At 65.2% G+C, this 17313-nt stretch carries 17 protein-coding genes, 1 tRNA gene and 1 pseudogene; 10 read left to right on the top strand and 9 right to left on the bottom strand.

Annotated features, from left to right (window positions below; translation table 11 throughout):
* Positions 1-42: 42 nt before the first annotated feature.
* On the bottom strand, positions 43-2061 hold the full coding sequence (gene tkt, locus Q0330_RS03130; protein ID WP_299474313.1) for a transketolase: 2019 nt from the start codon (positions 2059-2061) through the stop codon (positions 43-45).
* Between the two features lie 301 nt (positions 2062-2362).
* Between tkt and rplU the strand changes: the two are divergent.
* From rplU to Q0330_RS03105, 5 genes and pseudogenes are all read left to right on the top strand, one after another.
* A pseudogene (gene rplU, locus Q0330_RS03125) lies at positions 2363-2824 on the top strand (50S ribosomal protein L21); the annotation flags it as partial.
* 112 nt (positions 2825-2936) lie between these two features.
* The gene (rpmA, locus tag Q0330_RS03120; RefSeq protein WP_299474310.1) at positions 2937-3209 is read left to right on the top strand and encodes a 50S ribosomal protein L27; all 273 of its coding nucleotides are present in this window, start codon (positions 2937-2939) and stop codon (positions 3207-3209) included.
* Positions 3210-3302: 93 nt separating this feature from the next.
* Positions 3303-3863 (top strand): GNAT family N-acetyltransferase, encoded by a 561-nt coding sequence (locus Q0330_RS03115; protein ID WP_299474307.1) that lies wholly within the window; start codon positions 3303-3305, stop codon positions 3861-3863.
* A gap of 119 nt (positions 3864-3982) precedes the next feature.
* Positions 3983-4876: an aldo/keto reductase gene (locus tag Q0330_RS03110; protein ID WP_299474426.1), complete on the top strand. Its 894-nt coding sequence runs from the start codon at positions 3983-3985 to the stop codon at positions 4874-4876.
* On the top strand, positions 4873-5364 hold the full coding sequence (locus Q0330_RS03105) for a flavin reductase family protein (protein WP_299474304.1): 492 nt from the start codon (positions 4873-4875) through the stop codon (positions 5362-5364). The genes Q0330_RS03110 and Q0330_RS03105 overlap by 4 nt, the downstream gene beginning before the upstream one ends.
* 24 nt (positions 5365-5388) lie before the next feature.
* On the opposite strand, the gene Q0330_RS03100 is transcribed toward Q0330_RS03105, so the two are convergent.
* Positions 5389-6867: a carboxypeptidase M32 gene (locus Q0330_RS03100; protein ID WP_299474301.1), complete on the bottom strand. Its 1479-nt coding sequence runs from the start codon at positions 6865-6867 to the stop codon at positions 5389-5391.
* Positions 6864-8015: a heme A synthase gene (gene ctaA, locus Q0330_RS03095; RefSeq protein WP_299474298.1), complete on the bottom strand. Its 1152-nt coding sequence runs from the start codon at positions 8013-8015 to the stop codon at positions 6864-6866. The genes Q0330_RS03100 and ctaA overlap by 4 nt, the downstream gene beginning before the upstream one ends.
* A 225-nt stretch (positions 8016-8240) precedes the next feature.
* Between ctaA and Q0330_RS03090 the strand changes: the two genes are divergently transcribed.
* Positions 8241-8315: transfer RNA gene (locus tag Q0330_RS03090), tRNA-Gly, on the top strand.
* Between the two features lie 82 nt (positions 8316-8397).
* Here the strand turns inward: Q0330_RS03090 and Q0330_RS03085 are convergent.
* Positions 8398-8646: a BolA family protein gene (locus Q0330_RS03085; protein ID WP_299474295.1), complete on the bottom strand. Its 249-nt coding sequence runs from the start codon at positions 8644-8646 to the stop codon at positions 8398-8400.
* 65 nt (positions 8647-8711) lie between these two features.
* On the opposite strand from Q0330_RS03085, the gene Q0330_RS03080 reads away from it, so the two are divergent.
* A complete protein-coding gene (locus tag Q0330_RS03080; RefSeq protein WP_299474292.1) occupies positions 8712-9341 on the top strand; it encodes a J domain-containing protein in 630 nt (209 codons plus the stop codon).
* A 9-nt stretch (positions 9342-9350) separates the two neighbouring features.
* Here Q0330_RS03080 and Q0330_RS03075 read toward each other — a convergent pair whose 3' ends face one another.
* The 4 genes from Q0330_RS03075 to Q0330_RS03060 form a co-directional block, all read right to left on the bottom strand.
* Positions 9351-10427, bottom strand: coding sequence for an AI-2E family transporter (locus Q0330_RS03075; RefSeq protein ID WP_299474289.1), 1077 nt, complete (start codon positions 10425-10427; stop codon positions 9351-9353).
* A 14-nt stretch (positions 10428-10441) separates the two neighbouring features.
* A complete protein-coding gene (gene gyrA / locus Q0330_RS03070; protein ID WP_299474423.1) occupies positions 10442-13132 on the bottom strand; it encodes a DNA gyrase subunit A in 2691 nt (896 codons plus the stop codon).
* Positions 13133-13278: 146 nt separating this feature from the next.
* Entirely contained in the window at positions 13279-13761 is a 483-nt protein-coding gene (locus Q0330_RS03065) for a disulfide bond formation protein B (RefSeq protein ID WP_299474286.1), read from the bottom strand.
* Positions 13758-14336 (bottom strand): YqaA family protein, encoded by a 579-nt coding sequence (locus tag Q0330_RS03060; protein ID WP_299474283.1) that lies wholly within the window; start codon positions 14334-14336, stop codon positions 13758-13760. The genes Q0330_RS03065 and Q0330_RS03060 overlap by 4 nt, the downstream gene beginning before the upstream one ends.
* Before the next feature lie 127 nt (positions 14337-14463).
* Between Q0330_RS03060 and Q0330_RS03055 the strand changes: the two genes are divergently transcribed.
* Positions 14464-15303, top strand: coding sequence for a neutral zinc metallopeptidase (locus Q0330_RS03055; protein ID WP_299474280.1), 840 nt, complete (start codon positions 14464-14466; stop codon positions 15301-15303).
* Positions 15304-15325: 22 nt separating this feature from the next.
* Here the strand turns inward: Q0330_RS03055 and Q0330_RS03050 are convergent, their stop codons facing one another.
* Positions 15326-15511, bottom strand: coding sequence for a hypothetical protein (locus Q0330_RS03050; RefSeq protein ID WP_299474277.1), 186 nt, complete (start codon positions 15509-15511; stop codon positions 15326-15328).
* 50 nt (positions 15512-15561) lie between these two features.
* Between Q0330_RS03050 and Q0330_RS03045 the strand changes: the two genes are divergently transcribed.
* Entirely contained in the window at positions 15562-16014 is a 453-nt protein-coding gene (locus tag Q0330_RS03045; protein WP_299474274.1) for a type II toxin-antitoxin system RatA family toxin, read from the top strand.
* A gap of 202 nt (positions 16015-16216) precedes the next feature.
* A complete protein-coding gene (locus Q0330_RS03040; RefSeq protein ID WP_299474271.1) occupies positions 16217-17188 on the top strand; it encodes a TAXI family TRAP transporter solute-binding subunit in 972 nt (323 codons plus the stop codon).
* The last annotated feature ends 125 nt before the right edge of the window (positions 17189-17313 follow it).

Raw genomic sequence — 17313 nt, 5'->3', positions numbered from 1 at the left:
GCGGCCCTTTGTTCATGTCATGAGGGGGTGCGAGGCGGGGCCTCACACAAGCCCCGTCGCGGTCTCGACCACGTTTTCGGCGGTGATGCCGAATTCCTTGTAAAGCTCCTCCGCCGGGGCCGAGGCGCCGAAACCGGCCATGCCGATGAAGGCGGCCTTGTCCTCGGTGCCGCCCTCGCCCAGAAGCAGCCAGTCCCAGCCCTGGCGGATGCCGGCCTCGATGGCGATGCGCGCGGGGCCTTTCGGCAGCACTTCGCGGCGGTATTCGGCCGGCTGGGCGCGGAACAGTTCCATACAGGGGACCGAGACCACACGGGTGGCGATGCCTGCGGCTTCCAGCGCCTCGCGCGCCTTGACCGCGATCTCGACCTCGGAGCCGGTGGCGAGCAGGATCACCTGCGGCGTGGCCGAGGCCTCGCGCAGGATATAGGCCCCCTTGGCCGACAGGTTCTCGGTTGCGGTTTCGCGCAGGACCGGCAGGTTCTGACGCGACAGCGCCATGACCGTGGGCGCGCCGGTCGCTTCCAGCGCCAGTTGCCAGGCTTCCGCCGTCTCGATCAGGTCGCAGGGGCGCATGGTCAGCGTGTTCGGCGTGGCCCGGCAGATGGCCAGATGCTCGACCGGCTGGTGGGTCGGGCCGTCCTCGCCCAGACCGATGGAATCGTGGGTCATGACATAGACCGGCCCGATCCCCATCAGCGCCGACAGCCGCATGGAGCCGCGGGCGTAATCGGTGAAGGTCATGAAGGTGCCGCCATAGGGGCGGAAGCCGCCATGCAGGAAGATGCCGTTCATCGCCGCCGCCATGCCATGTTCGCGGATGCCATAGCGGATATAGCGGCCGTCGCGGTTCTCGGCGTTGAAATCGCCCAGATCGGCGGTCCTGGTCAGGTTCGAGCCGGTCAGGTCGGCCGAGCCGCCGAACATTTCGGGCAGCAAGGGGTTGATGACCTCCAGCACCATTTCCGAGGCCTTGCGGGTCGCGACCTTGGGCTTGGCGGACAGCGCCTGTTCCTTCAGCGCGACAATGGCCGGCGCCAGCTTGTGGCTGATTTCATGCGAGATGCGGCGGGCGAATTCGTCGCGCTGACCGGCGGGCAGGGTATCGACGCGCTTCTGCCAGGCGGCGCGGGCCTCGGCACCGCGGGCACCGGCCTTGCGCCATGCGGCCAGGATGTCGTCGGGGATGATGAACTCGGCATGATCCCAGCCGTAATTATGGCGGGCGGCGGCGATTTCCTCGGCCCCGAGGGGCGAGCCATGGGCACCGGCGGTGTCCTGCTTCTTCGGCGCGCCGAAGCCGATGATGGTCTTGCAGTCGACTAGGGTCGGACGCCCGTCGGAGTTCTTCGCCTCGCTCAGCGCGCGGTCGATATCGGCGGCGTCGTGACCGTCGCAGGACAGGACGCGCCAGCCCGAAGCCGCGAAACGCTCGTGCTGATCGGTCTTGTCGGCGATGCTGACGCGGCCGTCGATGGTGATGTTGTTATTGTCCCAGAGCACGATCAGCTTGCCCAGTCGCTGCGCACCGGCAAGGGCGATGGCTTCCTGGCTGATGCCCTCCATCAGGCAGCCGTCGCCGGCGATGACCCAGGTCCGGTGATCGCAGATATCGGCGCCGAATTCGGCCCGGGCGGCTTCCTCGGCAATGGCGAAGCCGGCGGAATTGGCGATGCCCTGACCCAGCGGGCCGGTGGTGGTCTCGATCCCGTCGGCATGGCCGTATTCCGGGTGACCGGCGGTCTTGGCGCCGGACTGGCGGAAGTTCTTCAGCTGATCCAGCGTCATATCCTCGTAGCCGGTCAGGTAGAGCAGCGCGTAAAGCAGCATCGAGCCGTGCCCGGCGGACAGGATGAAGCGGTCGCGGTCGAACCAGTGCGGTGCCGAGGCGTCGAATTTCAGGTGTTTGGTGAACAGCACCGTGGCCACATCGGCCATGCCCATCGGCATCCCGGGATGGCCGGAATTGGCGGCCTGGACGGCGTCCATGGCGAGAACCCGGATCGAACTGGCGAGGTTCCAGTGATCGGGATCGGCTTTGCGGAGGGCTTCGAAATCCATCGGAAATGTCCTTTGTGGCAGCACTGTGCCCCTGATAGCAGGTGCGGGCGGGGTTTCAAGCCGGGCAGGGCGCGTGCTAAGCTCGTCGAAACGCCGTCATGGCAGCGGCTTCGGCCCCGCCTCGCTTGACTTCGCCCCCCGAATCCGCCATAAGCCCGCGACCGGCCGGGCATCCGCCCTTGGCCGGTGCTATGTTTTTGAACCATCACCCATCAGGGGTGCGCCGTCCGAAGGCGGGGATTTTTCCCCGAAACGCCGGCTTTGCCGGGGCCGCAGGATGCGGGATACGAAGGAAAGACAGATGTTCGCAGTTCTCAAGACAGGCGGCAAACAGTACCGCGTTCAGGCGGGCGACGTGCTGCGCGTAGAGAAGCTGGCCGCCGATGCCGGCGAAAAGGTGCAGTTCAACGAGATCCTGATGGTCGGCTCGACCGTCGGTGCGCCGCTGGTTGCCGGTGCCGCCGTGCAGGCCGAAGTGATCGAACAGATCAAGGCCGACAAGGTCGTCAGCTATGTCAAGCGCCGCCGCAAGCACAGCTCGCAGCGCACCCGTGGCCACCGTCAGCAACTGACTCTGCTGCGCGTGACCGAGGTGCTGGAAAAAGGTGCCGACAAGTCGGGCGTGAAGGCTGCTCTGGGCATCCGCGCCGCTGCCGCCACCGAAGCCAAGCCGGCCGCGAAGGCGAAGAAAGCCGCGCCGAAGGCTGAAGCTGCCGATGCCGCCGAACCCGCTGCGAAGAAGCCGGCCCGCGCCAAGAAGGCCGCGAAGGCTTCGGACGAGGCATGATCTGACCGGGCGTGACCAACGGGCGCGCCGGTTGAACGGAACATTCGGGTCAGCGATCTGACCCTATCGAACAAGAGGACTTTAAGTCATGGCACACAAGAAAGCAGGCGGCTCGTCCCGGAACGGTCGCGACTCCGCCGGTCGCCGTCTTGGCGTGAAACTTTACGGCGGTCAGGCCGCCATCGCAGGCAATATCATCGTGCGTCAGCGCGGCACCACCTGGTGGCCGGGCGCCAATGTCGGCATGGGCCGCGATCATACCCTGTTCGCGCTGACCGACGGCGAAGTGACCTTCAAGAAGGGTCTCAAGGGCCGCACCTATATTTCGGTCATGCCAGCAAATGCAGAGGCCGCCCAGTAAGCCGATATAAACCCGGCACAGACAGGGGGATCGGCGCAAGCCGGTCCCCCTTCTCGTTTTGGGGCGCGTATCGTCCCTGTTGGAGGAGAGATCATGACAGCACTCGCACAAGTTGCCGGCGATCTGGCGCATGAGCAGCCGGTCATCGCGACCGAGCGGCTGGAACTGAGACCGCTGCGCCGTTCCGATGTCGGGCTGATCGCGCATTACACCGCCGACCGCCGTGTGGCCGAGGGCACGCGCGCCATCCCCCATCCGCTGCCGCCCGGCGCCGCCGAGGCCTTTGTCAGCCGCGCCATGGACCCCGAGCGCAGCGAGGATGTCTGGGCCATCGACGGCTCGGCCCACGGTCTGGGCGAGGTGCTGGGCGTGGTCTCTCTTACCCGGATGGAGGACGACCAGTCCGAACTGGGCTTCTGGGTCGGTGCCGGCTTCTGGAATACCGGCTTCGCAAGCGAGGCGGTCTCGGGCCTGGTCGCGGTCAATCCGCATGGCTCGCGCACTCTTTTCGCCGAGGTCTTTCAGGACAATCCCGGCTCGGCCCGGGTGCTGACCAATTGCGGTTTCGCCTATCTTGGCGATGCCGAAAGCTGGTCGGTCGCCCGCAATGCCCGGGTGCCGACCTGGACCTATCTGCGCCGCATGGCCGATTGAACCGCACCCGCCACGGCCCGAAAGCGGCGCAAAAGCCGCCCCGGGGCGTGGCAATTCCCGCGCCCGCGTCGTATGGCTTGGCCTGAACAGGGACCGTGTCGGAAGGGCTGGCGATGGAAATGGAGCGTATCGAGATTGCCGATCGCGTGACGCTCAGCCGCATGGCTTACGGCATGTGGCGCGTGGCCGATGACGACGATACCGGCCCCGCCCATATCCGCGCCAAGCTGGAGGCCTGTCTGGCGCAGGGGATCACCACGCTCGATCTTGCCGATATCTATGGCGGCTATACCGCCGAATCGCTGCTTGGCGCGGCGCTGAAAGCGGCGCCGGGGCTGCGCGACCGGTTCGAGATCGTGACCAAATGCGGGATCGTCGCGCCGATGGGGCGACATGGATCGGCGCGGGTCAAGCATTACGACACCTCGGCGCGCCATATCGCGGCCTCGGTCGATGCCAGTCTGCGCGATCTCGGCATTGATCGGATCGACCTGCTGCTGATCCATCGCCCCGATCCGATGATGGATGCGGGCGAGACCGGGCGCGCGCTCGACGATCTGGTCGAATCGGGCAAGGTCCGCGCGGTCGGCGTGTCGAATTTCCACCGTGACGAGACGGAACTGCTGCAGGACGCCATGCGCCAGCGTCTTCGCGTCAACCAGATCGAGATTTCGCTGGCCGCGCCCGAACCCTTCGCCAATGGCGAGCTTTCCTTCATCCAGCGTCAGGGCATGGCGCCGATGGCCTGGTCGCCGCTGGCCGGTGGCGCGCTCTTTGCCGGTGCGCAGCCGGAACTGGTCGAGGTCATGCGCGACATGGCGGCGGCGAAGGGCTGCGAGATGGCCGCCCTTGCCATTGCCTGGCTGCTGGCCCATCCGGCCCGGATCATGCCGGTCATCGGCACCAACAGGCTGTCGCGGATCGCGGCGATGTCCGAGGCCTTCCGGGTCGATCTGGACCGCGAGGACTGGTTCATCCTTTATCAGGCGGCGCTCGGCCACGAGGTGCCATGACCGGCTTCATCCCCGATCACGCCCATGCCCGAGAGTTCCGCGATGCGCTCGGCAATTTCGCCACCGGGGTGACCGTGGTCACCATCGCCTCGCCCGGGGGGCCGCAGGGGATGACCGCGAACAGCTTCGCCTCGGTCTCGCTGGCGCCGCCGCTGGTGCTGTGGTCGCCGGGCAAGTTCTCGCGCCGGCACGATATCTTCGCCCGCGCGCCCTTCTTCAGCATCCATGTCCTGGCCGAGGACCAGAAGCATCTGGCCGACCGCTTCACCCGTGGCGGGGCGCAGTTCGAGGGGCTGGCGCATGATCTGACGCCCGAGGGCGTGGCGCTTGTGCCGGGCGTGCTCAGCCGTTTCGATTGCGCGCAGGAGGCCGCGCATGACGCGGGCGACCATACGCTTGTCATCGGTCGCGTGCTCAGGGTCGAGACCGCGCCGGGCCGGCCGCTGGTGCTGTCGCAGGGCCAATGGGGCGGGCACCGCACGGATTGAGGCGGCCCGCCTTCCCGGTCCGCCTTACAGCCCGTAGATCGCCCCGAATTTCTCCTCCAGATAGTCCAGTAGCGGTGCCGCCGAAACCGGGCCGCCGCTGGCCTGTTCGATCAGCGGCACCGGCGCGATCAGGCTGCCATGGCGGTGGATATTCTCGCGCAGCCATTCGACGGCGGGGGTGGCGTCGCCCTCGGACAGCGCGGCGTCGAGATCGGGCAGCGCCGCGCGCATGGCCCGGTTCAGGCAGCCGGCATAGACATTGCCAAGCGCATAGGTCGGGAAATAGCCGAACAGCCCGACCGACCAGTGCACATCCTGCAGAACCCCGTTCGAGGGCTTGTCCACGGCCACCCCGAAATCCCGAAGGAAGCGGGCATTCCAGGCCTCTTCCAGATCGGTCGCATCCAGCTTGCCGGCGATCAGGTCGCGTTCCAGATCGAAGCGCATCATGATGTGCAGGTTATACTGCACCTCGTCGGATTCGGTGCGGATATAGCCCGCTGCCACGCGGTTCACGCTGGCATAGAAGTCGTCGGCATTGTCGATGTTCAGCCCGTCGAACGCGTCCGACATGCGGTCGAACAGCCAGCCGGTGAAGGCGCGGCCACGGCCGATCTGGTTCTCGGAAATCCGCGATTGCGATTCGTGCACGCCAAGCGAGACGCCGCGGCCAAGCGCGGTGAAGGCGTAATCGCTGTCGATGCCGAGCTCGTAATTCGAATGGCCGACCTCGTGGGTGGTGGAATAAAGGCAGTTGAAGGGTTCCGCCGTGACCACGCGAGTGGTGATCCGGCTGTCCTGCCAGCGGCCCGAACTGAACGGATGCACGGCCAGATCCATGCGCCCGCGCGACCAGTCGTAACCGAAGGCGGTGGCGCATTGCCGGGCCAGGCGCAGCTGCGTCTCGGCCGGGAACTGGCCGCTCAGCTGCGCGGGCTGGTGGTCGGCCCCCATGACATCGTCGCGCAATTGCACCAGACGCGGGCGCAGATCGGCGAAGATCGCCCCGACCGAGGCCGCCGTGGCGCCGGGTTCGTAATCGTCCAGCAGCGCGTCATAGGCGTCGCCCCCATCGGCGATGGCGGCGGCTTCCTCGCGCTTGAGCATCAGGATCTCGGACAGCGTCGGCAGGAAGGCCGCGACATCCTCATTGGCGCGGGCCTCGGCCCAGATCCCCTGCGCCAGCGAGGTGGCGCGCGCCAGTTCCGTCGCCAGCCGCGCCGGAATGCGGGTCTGGCGGCGATAGTCGCGCCCGATCAGTTCCAGCATCCGGGCGTCTTCGGCATCCTCGATCTCGGCCTCGGCCCCGTCCAGCCATTCGCCGATGCGCGGATCGGTGCGGCGCTCGTGCAGCACGGCCTCCATGGCGGCCATTTCCTCGGCCCGCTGCTCGGTCGCGCCGCGCGGCATCACGGTTTCCTGGTCCCAGCCGAGACGTTCGGAAACCGAGGACAGCGCCTCGGTGGTGCGCTGGAAGTCCATCAGGGCGTCGAAATCGCTCATTTCACCGTTCCACGAATCGAGGTTTCAAAGGGATAGCGGGCATGGTGGCGCGCCCGCAGGATCAGCACGAACAGCAGCACCGCGCCAAGCTGGTGCAGCAATGCCAGCGACAGGGGCGCGGCGTGGATCACGTTCAGGATGCCCAGCACGATCTGCAGCGCCATGGCGAGGATCATGGCCGTGAAGGCCCCGCGCGTCACCGCATGGGGCGAACGCCGGGCGCGCATCCAGACCACGACGGCGAAGATCGCCAGAAGATAGCCGATCATGCGATGGACGAATTGCACGAGCGCCGGGTTCTCGAACAGGTTGCGCCAGCCAAGCGCCGGGTTCCAGATCGCCGCCGGGATCCATTCGCCGCCCATGGTCGGCCAGCCGGTATATTGCCGGCCCGCGTCGATGCCGGCGACAAGCGCGCCGATCAGGATCTGGCAAAAGGCCAGATGCATCAGCCCGGTGGACATGGAAAACAGCTTCGCCTCGCCGGCGCGGCGGGCGCGCAACAGATCGGCCTCGGATCGGGAAAGCTGCATCGCGTACCAGGCGATCAGCCCCAGAATCGCGAAGGCAAGGCCAAGGTGAATGGCCAGCCGATAGCTGGCGACCGAGGTGAGCGTCGTGGTGGCGACGCCGGAATGGACCATCCACCAGCCGATGCCGCCCTGCATTCCGCCAAGGACGCCGAGGCCCAGCAGGCGCGGCACCCAGCCGGTGGGGATCCGCTTCGTCGCCCAGAAGAACAGGAAGCCCAGCCCCCAGACCAGCCCCACCAGCCGGCCCAACAGCCGGTGCGACCATTCCCACCAGTAGATCCGCTTGAACCCGGTCAGGTCCATATCGGCGTTTTCCTGAACATATTGCGGGATCTGCTTATAGGCGTCGAATTCGGCCTGCCAGGCGGCCTCGTCCATCGGCGGCAGGGTGCCGGTGACCAGCTTCCATTCGGTGATCGACAGGCCCGATCCGGTCAGTCTGGTGGCCCCGCCAAGCGCGATCATCGCCGCGACCATGACGAAGATCACGATCAGCCAGGCGCGGATGGCGCGGCGCGCGCCCTTGGGGGCGGCGTCGATCAGCCCGCCGGCCGTTGTCGGGGCGGGGCGCGGTGTGTCTGCGGTGACGTCCTGAAAGATCGGGCGTTTGGCCATAAGCGGGGCTCCTGATCGCCGGGCTGCATTGCTGGCCGAGGCTTAGCGCGTGCGGGCAGGGGCGTCCAGCCGAACCGGGCAGGGCGGTGGTTCAGGCCCTGCTGGCCGAATGCGGCGCGGTGCGAAAAAATTTCGCTGAAGGGTGTTTTTTCCGCTTGCGCCCCCCAGCGGCCTGACCTAAATCACCCCTCACCGGCGGCCAAGAGGCACCGGCCAGAAACGGATGCGGGCGTAGCTCAGGGGTAGAGCATAACCTTGCCAAGGTTAGGGTCGTGAGTTCGAATCTCATCGCCCGCTCCAGTTTCTTTTTTGCACGAACCGGGCAGATGCCCGGTTTTTTGCATTTTGGGTCCGGCGAAATCCGGGCGAAGCCGGTATTTCGTCAGACGATCTCGATGGCAAGCGCGTGGATGCGCGGCACGATATCGCCAAGCGTGCGGTGAATCAGGCGGTGACGCTCGATCCGGCTGAGGGGGGCCAGTTCCGGCGCGTTGATGCGGATGCGGAAATGCGTCTGTCCGCCCTCGCGCCAGCCGGCATGGCCGTGATGCTGTTCGGATTCGTCGATCACCTCCAGCGTGGTGGGCGACAGGGCCTGCAGTCTTTCGCGCATCTCTTCGGCAATCATCACGGCCCCCCTTTCATCCGGTCGCAAATAGCTTAGACTGTCGACCCCGACGAGAACAAGGCATCGGTATGAGTAACGACGACCCTTTCGGATTCGATCTTTCAGCCAAGACGGACAAGAAGCGCCGTTCCAAGGGCCGGCGGGGCATGACCGGCGCCTTCGAGACCTCCACCCGCGTCTGCGACAAGGAGGGCTGCGAGGAGGCGGGCCAGTATCGCGCGCCCAAATCGCCACGGGCGCTGGATGACTATTACTGGTTCTGCAAGGACCATGTGCGCGAATACAATCTGAACTGGAACTATTTCCAGGGTCAGTCCGAGGAGGAGTTCCAGGAGTTTCTGGACAATGCGACGGTCTGGGAACGCCCGACCAAGCCGTTCGGAAAGGCGGCGCAGGAACAGGCCTGGGCGCGCCATGGCGTCAACGACCCGCTGGAGATCCTGGGCGCCAATGGCACCGACCCCTCGGTGCGCGAGGCGACGCTGCGCCGCAAGCTGCCGCCGACCGAGCGCCGGGCGCTGGATATCCTTGAGGCCCGCGACGGCTGGACCAAGGGCGAAATCCGCAAGCAGTACAAATCGCTGGTGAAGGTGCTGCACCCGGACATGAATGGCGGCGACCGTTCCGACGAGGAGCGGCTGGCCGAGGTCGTCTGGGCCTGGGACCAGATCAAGGAAAGCCGGAATTTCCGCGATTGATCGGCGGTTTCAGTCGTCGGTCATCCCGTCATCGGGGTGGCCTTCGCGCGACAGCAAGACCGCGACCGGGCGCAGCCAGGGGATATGGGCGCAGACGATCATGATCGCGACCATGATCGGCACCGCCAGGAACATGCCCGGAATGCCCCAGATCGCGCCCCAGAAGGCCAGCGACAGGATGATGCCGAAGCTGGACAGGCGCAGGGTCTGACCAAGCAGCATCGGGTCCAGCACATTGCCGATGGCGAATTGCACCGCCGTGCAGCCGGCACCGATGGCCAGCGTGGTGCTGATATCGGCGCTCAGCACATAGGCAAGGGCCACGGCGATGGCGGTGGCGATGATCGAGCCGACCGAGGGCAGGAAGTTCAGCGCGAAGGTCAGCATGGAGATCGCCCCGGCCAGCGGCAGGCCGGCGGCGGTGAAAATCCCGAAGACACAAAGCGCGGTCGCGGCGCTGACCAGCGTTTTCACGACCAGATAGCGGTTCACCCGTCGCATGATCGAGGCGATGATCTGGCGGACATGGGCGGCGGCGACCTTGTCGCCGCTCAGCAGGCTGTCGATCTTCAGCGGGAACCAGACCCGCTCGGCGAACATGAAGCCGACGAAAAGGATGATCAGCACCGCCGCCGACAGCAGCGTCGAGGCGCTGCCGGCGACGCTGCCGGCCATGCTGCGCATCCAGCCGGTCAGGTTGATGGTGCGGATCACCGTCTCGGCGGTCTGCTGCGCCTCGGGGCCCATCCATTCCAGCAATGAGGGCAGGGCGGCCTGAAACTGCTCGGCATAGGAGATCGAGGTGGTGACCACCTGGTTGATCTGGTTGACCACCGTGGTCGAGGCCCAGAGCAGGCCGCCCGCGATCAGCAGCAGAGCCAGCGCCGTGGCCAGCCAGTTCGGCACCCGCTGGCGGGCGATGGCGCCGATGGCGTCCGAGGTCAGCGAGAAGATGATGATCGCAATGGCCAGGCAGATCAGGATGAACCGGGCCTGAACCAACAGAAACATCAGCAATGCGAAGGCGATGATGCCCAGAAAGCCGGTCTGCAGCCTGTCGCGCAGCAGTTGATTCTGTTGCTCCAAGTCAGTCCTCTCGGTCAGGATTCGGCGGATTCGTCACCCTCATCCTCGCCTTGATCCGCGATCCGTGCAACGGAAACAACAGTTTCGCCATTGGTGGTGTTGAAAACCCGCACCCCGCCGGCCGAGCGCGAGCGGAAGCTGATCCCGTCCACCGGCACCCGGATCGACTGCCCGGTCGAGGTCGCCAGCATGATCTGATCGTCCGGCTCGACCGGGAACGAGGCGACAAGCTGGCCGCCGCGCAGCGCCTTGTCCATCGCCATGACCCCCTGGCCGCCACGCCCGCGCAGCGGATAATCGAAGCTGGAACTGATCTTGCCCGAGCCCTTGGCGGTAATGGTCAGGATCAGGTCCTCGGCCGCCGACATTTCGGCATAGCGTTCCTGGGTGATGCTGCCCTCGGCCACGGCATCCTCGTCCTCGTCGGGTTCGGCCCCGTCATCGAGCGCGCCGGCAACCGCGCGGCGCATCTTCAGATAGGCGGCGCGTTCGGCCGGGTCGGCCTCGAAATGGCGGATGACGGACATGCTGACGACGCTGTCGCCGGCCCCCAGCCGGATGCCGCGCACCCCGGTCGAGGCGCGGCTCTGGAAGACGCGGATATCGGTCGCGGCAAAGCGGATGGCGCGGCCCCTGGCGGTGACCAGCATGACATCGTCGTCATCGGTTGCCATGCGCACGCCGATCAGGCTGGTGCCTTCGGGCAGCTTCATGGCGATCTTGCCGTTGCGCATGATATTGGTGAAATCCGACAGCGCGTTGCGCCGCACCTCGCCGCCATCGGTGGCGAAGATGACCTGATAATCGTCCCATTCGGTTTCCGGCGCATCCATCGGCAGAAGTGCGGCGATCGAGGTGCCGCCGTCGATGGGCAGGATGTTCACAAGCGCCTTGCCCCGGGCCGTGCGCCCGCCAAGCGGCAGCCGCCAGGTCTTCAGCCGGTAGACCATGCCGCCGGTGGTGAAGAACAGCAGTTCGGTATGGGTATTGGCCACGAAAAGCGTGGTGACGACATCGTCTTCCTTGGTGGCCATGCCCGACAGGCCCTTGCCGCCGCGCTTCTGGGCGCGGAATTCGGCAAGCGCGGTGCGCTTGATATAGCCGCCCGAGGTGATGGTCACGACCATGTCCTCGCGCTCGATCAGGTCCTCGTCGTCCATGTCGCCGGACCATTCGCCGATCTCGGTGCGACGCGGCACGGCAAAGAGGGTTTTCACCTCGGTCAGCTCATCGGCGATGATGCCCATGATCCGCTCTCGCGAGCCGAGGATCGCCAGGTATTCGCGGATCGAATCGGCCAGCGATTTCAGTTCCTCGGTGATTTCCTGCACGCCAAGCTGGGTCAGGCGCTGCAAGCGCAGATCGAGGATCGCACGGGCCTGGGTTTCCGACAGGTTATAGGTGCCATCGTCGTTGACCGGGTGGCGCGGATCGTCGATCAGCTTGAGATATTCGAGGATCGTATGCGCCGGCCAGCGGCGGCTCATCAGGCGCTCGCGGGCCTCGGCGGCATCGGCCGACGAACGGATGGTTTCCACCACCTCATCCACGTTCGACACCGCGACCGCCAGACCGCAGAGGATATGGCTGCGCTCGCGCGCCTTGCGCAGCTCGAACGCGGTGCGGCGGGCGACCACTTCCTCGCGGAACTGGATGAAATAGGTCAGGAAGTCGCGCAGGGTCAGTTGTTCAGGTCGGCCGCCGTTCAGGGCCAGCATGTTCGCCCCGAATGTGGTCTGCATCGGCGTGAAGCGGAACAGCTGGTTCAAGACCACATCCGGCGTCGCATCGCGTTTCAACTCGACGACGACGCGCACCCCGTGGCGGTCGGATTCGTCCTGGACATGGGCGATGCCCTCGATCCGCTTTTCCTTGGCCAGTTCGGCGATCTTCTCGATCATCGTGGCCTTGTTGACCTGATAGGGGATCTCCTCGATCACGATGGCGAAGCGATCCTTGCGGATCTCCTCGATCCGGGTCTTGGCCCGCATGATGATCGAGCCGCGGCCTTCCAGATATGCCTTGCGGATGCCCGAGCGGCCAAGGATCGTGGCGCCGGTCGGGAAGTCGGGGCCGGGCACGATCTCCATCAGGCGCTCGGTCGAAAGGTCCGGGTTCTCGATCAGGGCCAGCGTCGCATCGACGACCTCGCCCAGGTTATGGGGCGGGATATTGGTGGCCATGCCGACGGCGATGCCGCCGGCGCCATTGACCAGCATGTTCGGGAAGCGCGAGGGCAGAACCGTGGGCTCGCGGTCCTTGCCGTCGTAATTGTCCTGAAAATCGACCGTGTCCTTGTCGATATCGGCCAGGATGTAATCGGCGGGCTTGGCCATGCGCACTTCGGTGTAACGCATCGCCGCCGGCGGATCGCCATCCATGGAGCCGAAATTGCCCTGCCCATCCAGAAGCGGCAGCGACATGGAAAAGCCCTGCGCCATCCGCACGAGCGCGTCGTAGATCGCGGCATCGCCATGAGGGTGATATTTCCCCATGACATCGCCGACGGGCCGTGCCGATTTGCGATAGGGCTTGTCATGGGTGTTGCCGGTCTCGTGCATCGCATAGAGGATGCGGCGGTGAACCGGCTTCAGCCCGTCGCGCAGATCCGGGATGGCCCGGCTGACGATGACCGACATCGCATAGTCGAGATAGCTCGACCGCATTTCGTTGGTGATGTCGATCTGCGGGCCGTCGTGATGCATGACCTCGCGGGCCGGGGCCTCGCCGTCATCGCCGTCGATGCCATTGCCCACTTCCAACTCGTCTTCGGGGGTATCCGCCACGTCTTACGCCTCAATATCTTGTTGCCGCGTGGTATAGCACCTGCACTTGGTTGGGTGCAACGCCGCTAGCGGCCGATCCCGCGCCCAAATGCGGCGCGCAGCCACATCCCCGTCAGCATGGCCGAGAGGATGGCGTTCCAGGCGGCCATGCTGAGGCCGAGGAAATACCATTGCGGCTGATCGCAGCGCACCACCTGGGCGGTCTGCAGCCGCGCCATCAGGTCCTGCGTGGACATGGCGCCGATATCGCCAAGACCGCCGGTGCAGGCCACCGGCCCCTGCCACCAGCCGAACTCGACCCCGGAGTGATAGATGGCGAAGGCGCAGGCAAGACCCGCCGCGATCGCACCCAGCCAGCGCAGCAGCCGGGCGTCGTGGAAGGCGATCAGCGCGGCGATGATGGCGGCGGCCAGATGCGGCCAGCGTTGCAGGATGCAAAGCTCGCAGGGCGCATAGCCCAGCCACTGAAAGAACAGCGCCGCCAGCAGCATGCCTGCCGATCCCGCACCGGCCAGGATCGCAAGCTGTCGTGAGGTCAGGGTGGTCATAGGTATTTCACCAGATAGAAGCCGCCGATCAGGCCGACAAGGAACAGCGTGAAGATAAGGCCAAGCCGCTTCTCGATGAAATCACGGATCGGTGCGCCGTATCGCCACAGCAGCCAGGCGACGATGAAGAAGCGCGTGGCCCGGGCGGCGATGGCGGCAAGGACGAAGACCACGAGGTTCAGGTGCACCGCGCCTGAAAAGATCGTGATCACCTTGAAGGGGAAGGGGGTCAGCCCGGCGATCAGCACCGCCCAGACGCCCCATTCGTCGAAACGTGCGGATAGGGCGGCGTAATCGGCCTCTTTCCCATAGGCGGCAAGTATATGCTGGCCTACGCTGTCCATCAGCGCGGCCCCGATCCAATAGCCGAAAAGCCCACCCAGCACCGAACCCAGCGTCGCCACAAGCGCGATTCGCAGCCAGGCCGGGCGATTCGCCAGCACCATCGGGATGATCAGCACATCCGGCGGAATCGGAAAGAACGAGCTTTCGATGAAGGCCACCGCAAACAGCGCCCACATCGCATAGGGGCGCGCAGCGAGGTCCATGGTCCAGTCGTAGAGCCGTCTGAGCATTGAAAAATCCCTTTTCGCACCCCCGTCTCGCCCGGCTTGCCGGAACCGTCAAGCCCGCCTAGGGTTGTCAGGCGTTACGAACGCCGCGCCGATGGTCCGGGGCGGGTATTTTGCGGGAGTGCAACAGATGGAATGGCGCGGACGGCAAGGCAGCCGCAATGTCGAGGATCGGCGCAGGATGGGATCGGGCGGTGCGGGCAGCATCGGCCTGGTCGGCATGCTGGCGGTGCTGGCCTTCGGGTATTTCTTCGGCATAGATATTTCGCCCCTGGTCAGCGAGACCGGCCAAAGCCCGGGCCAGCCCAGAGAGTTGACGGCGGAAGACCGCCAGATGGGCGATTTCGCCGGCGTGATCCTGCGCGAGACCGAGACCGTCTTCGGCGAGGCGGTGCCGGCGGTGACCGGCCGCGCCTATGGCGAACCGCAGATGGTGCTCTATTCCGGGGTCACGCAATCGGGCTGCGGCGGCGCCTCGGCGCAGATGGGGCCGTTCTATTGCCCGGCGGATCAGAGGATCTATCTCGACACCGATTTCTTCAAGGTGATGTCGCAGCGGATGGGGGCCGGGGGCGACCTGGCCGCCGCCTATGTCATCGCCCATGAGGTCGGCCATCACGTCCAGAACCAGCTTGGCATCCTGCCCAAGGTGACCCAGATGCGCCAGAGCGCCAGCAAGGAGGATTCGAATTACCTCTCGGTGCTGACCGAATTGCAGGCGGATTGCTTTGCCGGCATGTGGGCGCGTAGCTCGACCCAGGATCTGCGGATCGACCGGGACGATCTTGCCGAGGCGATCAACGCCGCCGCCGCCGTGGGCGACGATGCGCTGATGCAAAGCGCGGGCCGCGCGGTGGTGCCCGATGCGTTCACCCATGGGTCTTCGGCCGACCGGCAGAAATGGTTCCTGCGCGGATACGAGGGCGGCACCCTGTCGTCGTGCAACAGCTTCGCCGAAGCCGGGCTTTGACCGGAAAGCCTGCCGCGACCGATCAGCGCGGCAGGCGCGGACCCCGGGGTCTGTCCATCGTTGCCCATTCCGGCCAGAGCCCCAGCTTTTCAAGGCCCAGCATGACCAGCCCGGCGGCGAGGATGGAGAAGACCAGGATCACCATCTTCCGGCTGGGCGGTTTGCGCGCCCAACGCGAGGCCCGGATCAGCCAAGTCAGGTTGTTCATCTTTCCACCTTCGGTTATTGCTGCCGCGCCCTGCCACTGACGGATCCGATTTGCCGAAACGCTCCGAAACCCGCAAGCTGCCTTACTCGGCCCGCCAGATGTACGATCTGGTCGCCGATGTCGAACGCTACCCCGAATTCCTGCCCTGGAACAGTGCGGCCCGGATCCGGGCGCGCCAGCCGCAACCGGATGGCAGCGAGGTGATCGAAGCCGATCTGGTGATCTCCTTCAAGGTCTTCCGCGAGCGTTTCGGCAGCCGCGTCACCCTCTGGCCCGAGACGCTGAAGATCGACACCGACTATCTCGACGGCCCGTTCCGCTATCTGCATTCCGGCTGGGCCTTCCAGGATCTGCCCGAGGGCGGCTCGAATGTCGATTTCTTCGTCGATTTCGAGTTCAAGAACGCCATTCTCGGCCGCCTGATCGGTGTGGTCTTCGACGAGGCCATGAGCCGCATCGTCCGCGCCTTCGAGACCCGCGCCAAAGCCCTTTACGGTGCTTGAGCAGCCGCGAACCTGCCCTGACGTCACCTTGTCTCAGGAAATGGGGATTCGTTTGTATCGAGTGTCGTGGCGGCCAATAAAAACTCAATAAATCAAGATAATTCCAGCAAAAAATTAAGAAATTCATGGTAATGCAGTCGACTGTTGCACTTTTCGCGCAGATATCGGACGCTTGAGCATCTAACCAACTGGGGAGACCAGAATGAACTTCGTAAAGACCGTAACAGCGGCATTTGCCTTCGCGACCGTGGCCGGGGCCGCCAGCGCGCAGGAAGAAACCTTCATCACCATCGGCACCGGCGGTCAGACCGGCGTGTATTACGTCGTCGGCCAGTCGATCTGCCGTCTGGTGAACCGCGACACCGCCACCACCGGCATCAAGTGCACCGCGCCGTCGACCGGCGGCTCGGTCGCCAACGTGAACGCCATCAAGGCCGGCGACATGACCATGGGCGTCGCCCAGTCCGACATCCAGTATCACGCCTATAACGGCACCTCGGACGAATTCGCCGGCGACAAGAAATTCGACAAGGAACGGGCGATCTTCTCGGTCCACCCGGAGCCTTTCACCGTCGTCGCCCGCAAGGATGCCAGCATCGCCAGCTTCGACGACCTCAAGGGCAAGCGCGTGAACGTCGGCAACCCGGGCTCGGGCCAGCTGGCGACCATGCAGGTCGTGCTGGATGCCAAGGGCTGGACCATGGGTGACTTCTCGCTCGCCTCGGAACTGAAGCCGGCCGAACAGTCGGCGGCGCTCGGCGACAACAAGGTCGATGCCATCGTCTATACCGTCGGCCACCCGAACGGCTCGATCCAGGAAGCGACCTCGACGGTCGAGGCCAACCTGGTGCCGGTCGAAGGCCCGGAAATCGACAAGCTGGTCGAGGAAAACCCCTATTACGCCAAGGCGGTCATCCCGGGCGGCATGTATGCCGGCACCGACGCTGACACCAACACCTTCGGCGTGAAGGCGACCTTCGTGACCTCGGCCGATGTCTCTGACGATGTCGTCTATGAAGTCGTGAAAGCCGTCTTCGACAATTTCGACCGCTTCAAGGGCCTGCACCCGGCCTTCGCCAACCTGACCCCGGAAGCCATGGTCAGCGAAGGCAACTCGGCCCCGCTGCATCCCGGCGCCGAGAAGTATTACAAGGAGCAGGGCTGGATTCAGTGATCTGAATCGGGGCCTGTCCTGACTTGATAATGCGAAATTGCGGCTCCGCTCTTGCAGCGGGGCCGCTTTTTTATGACAGTCTAAGAATAAAGACCAAGGTGACGCCGGGCAAAACCGGCCAGTAT

Source organism: uncultured Paracoccus sp., from assembly GCF_937873615.1.
Lineage (GTDB): Bacteria > Pseudomonadota > Alphaproteobacteria > Rhodobacterales > Rhodobacteraceae > Paracoccus.
Note: the sequence above shows the minus strand (reverse complement) of the source record. Positions and strands in the feature narration are given on the sequence as shown.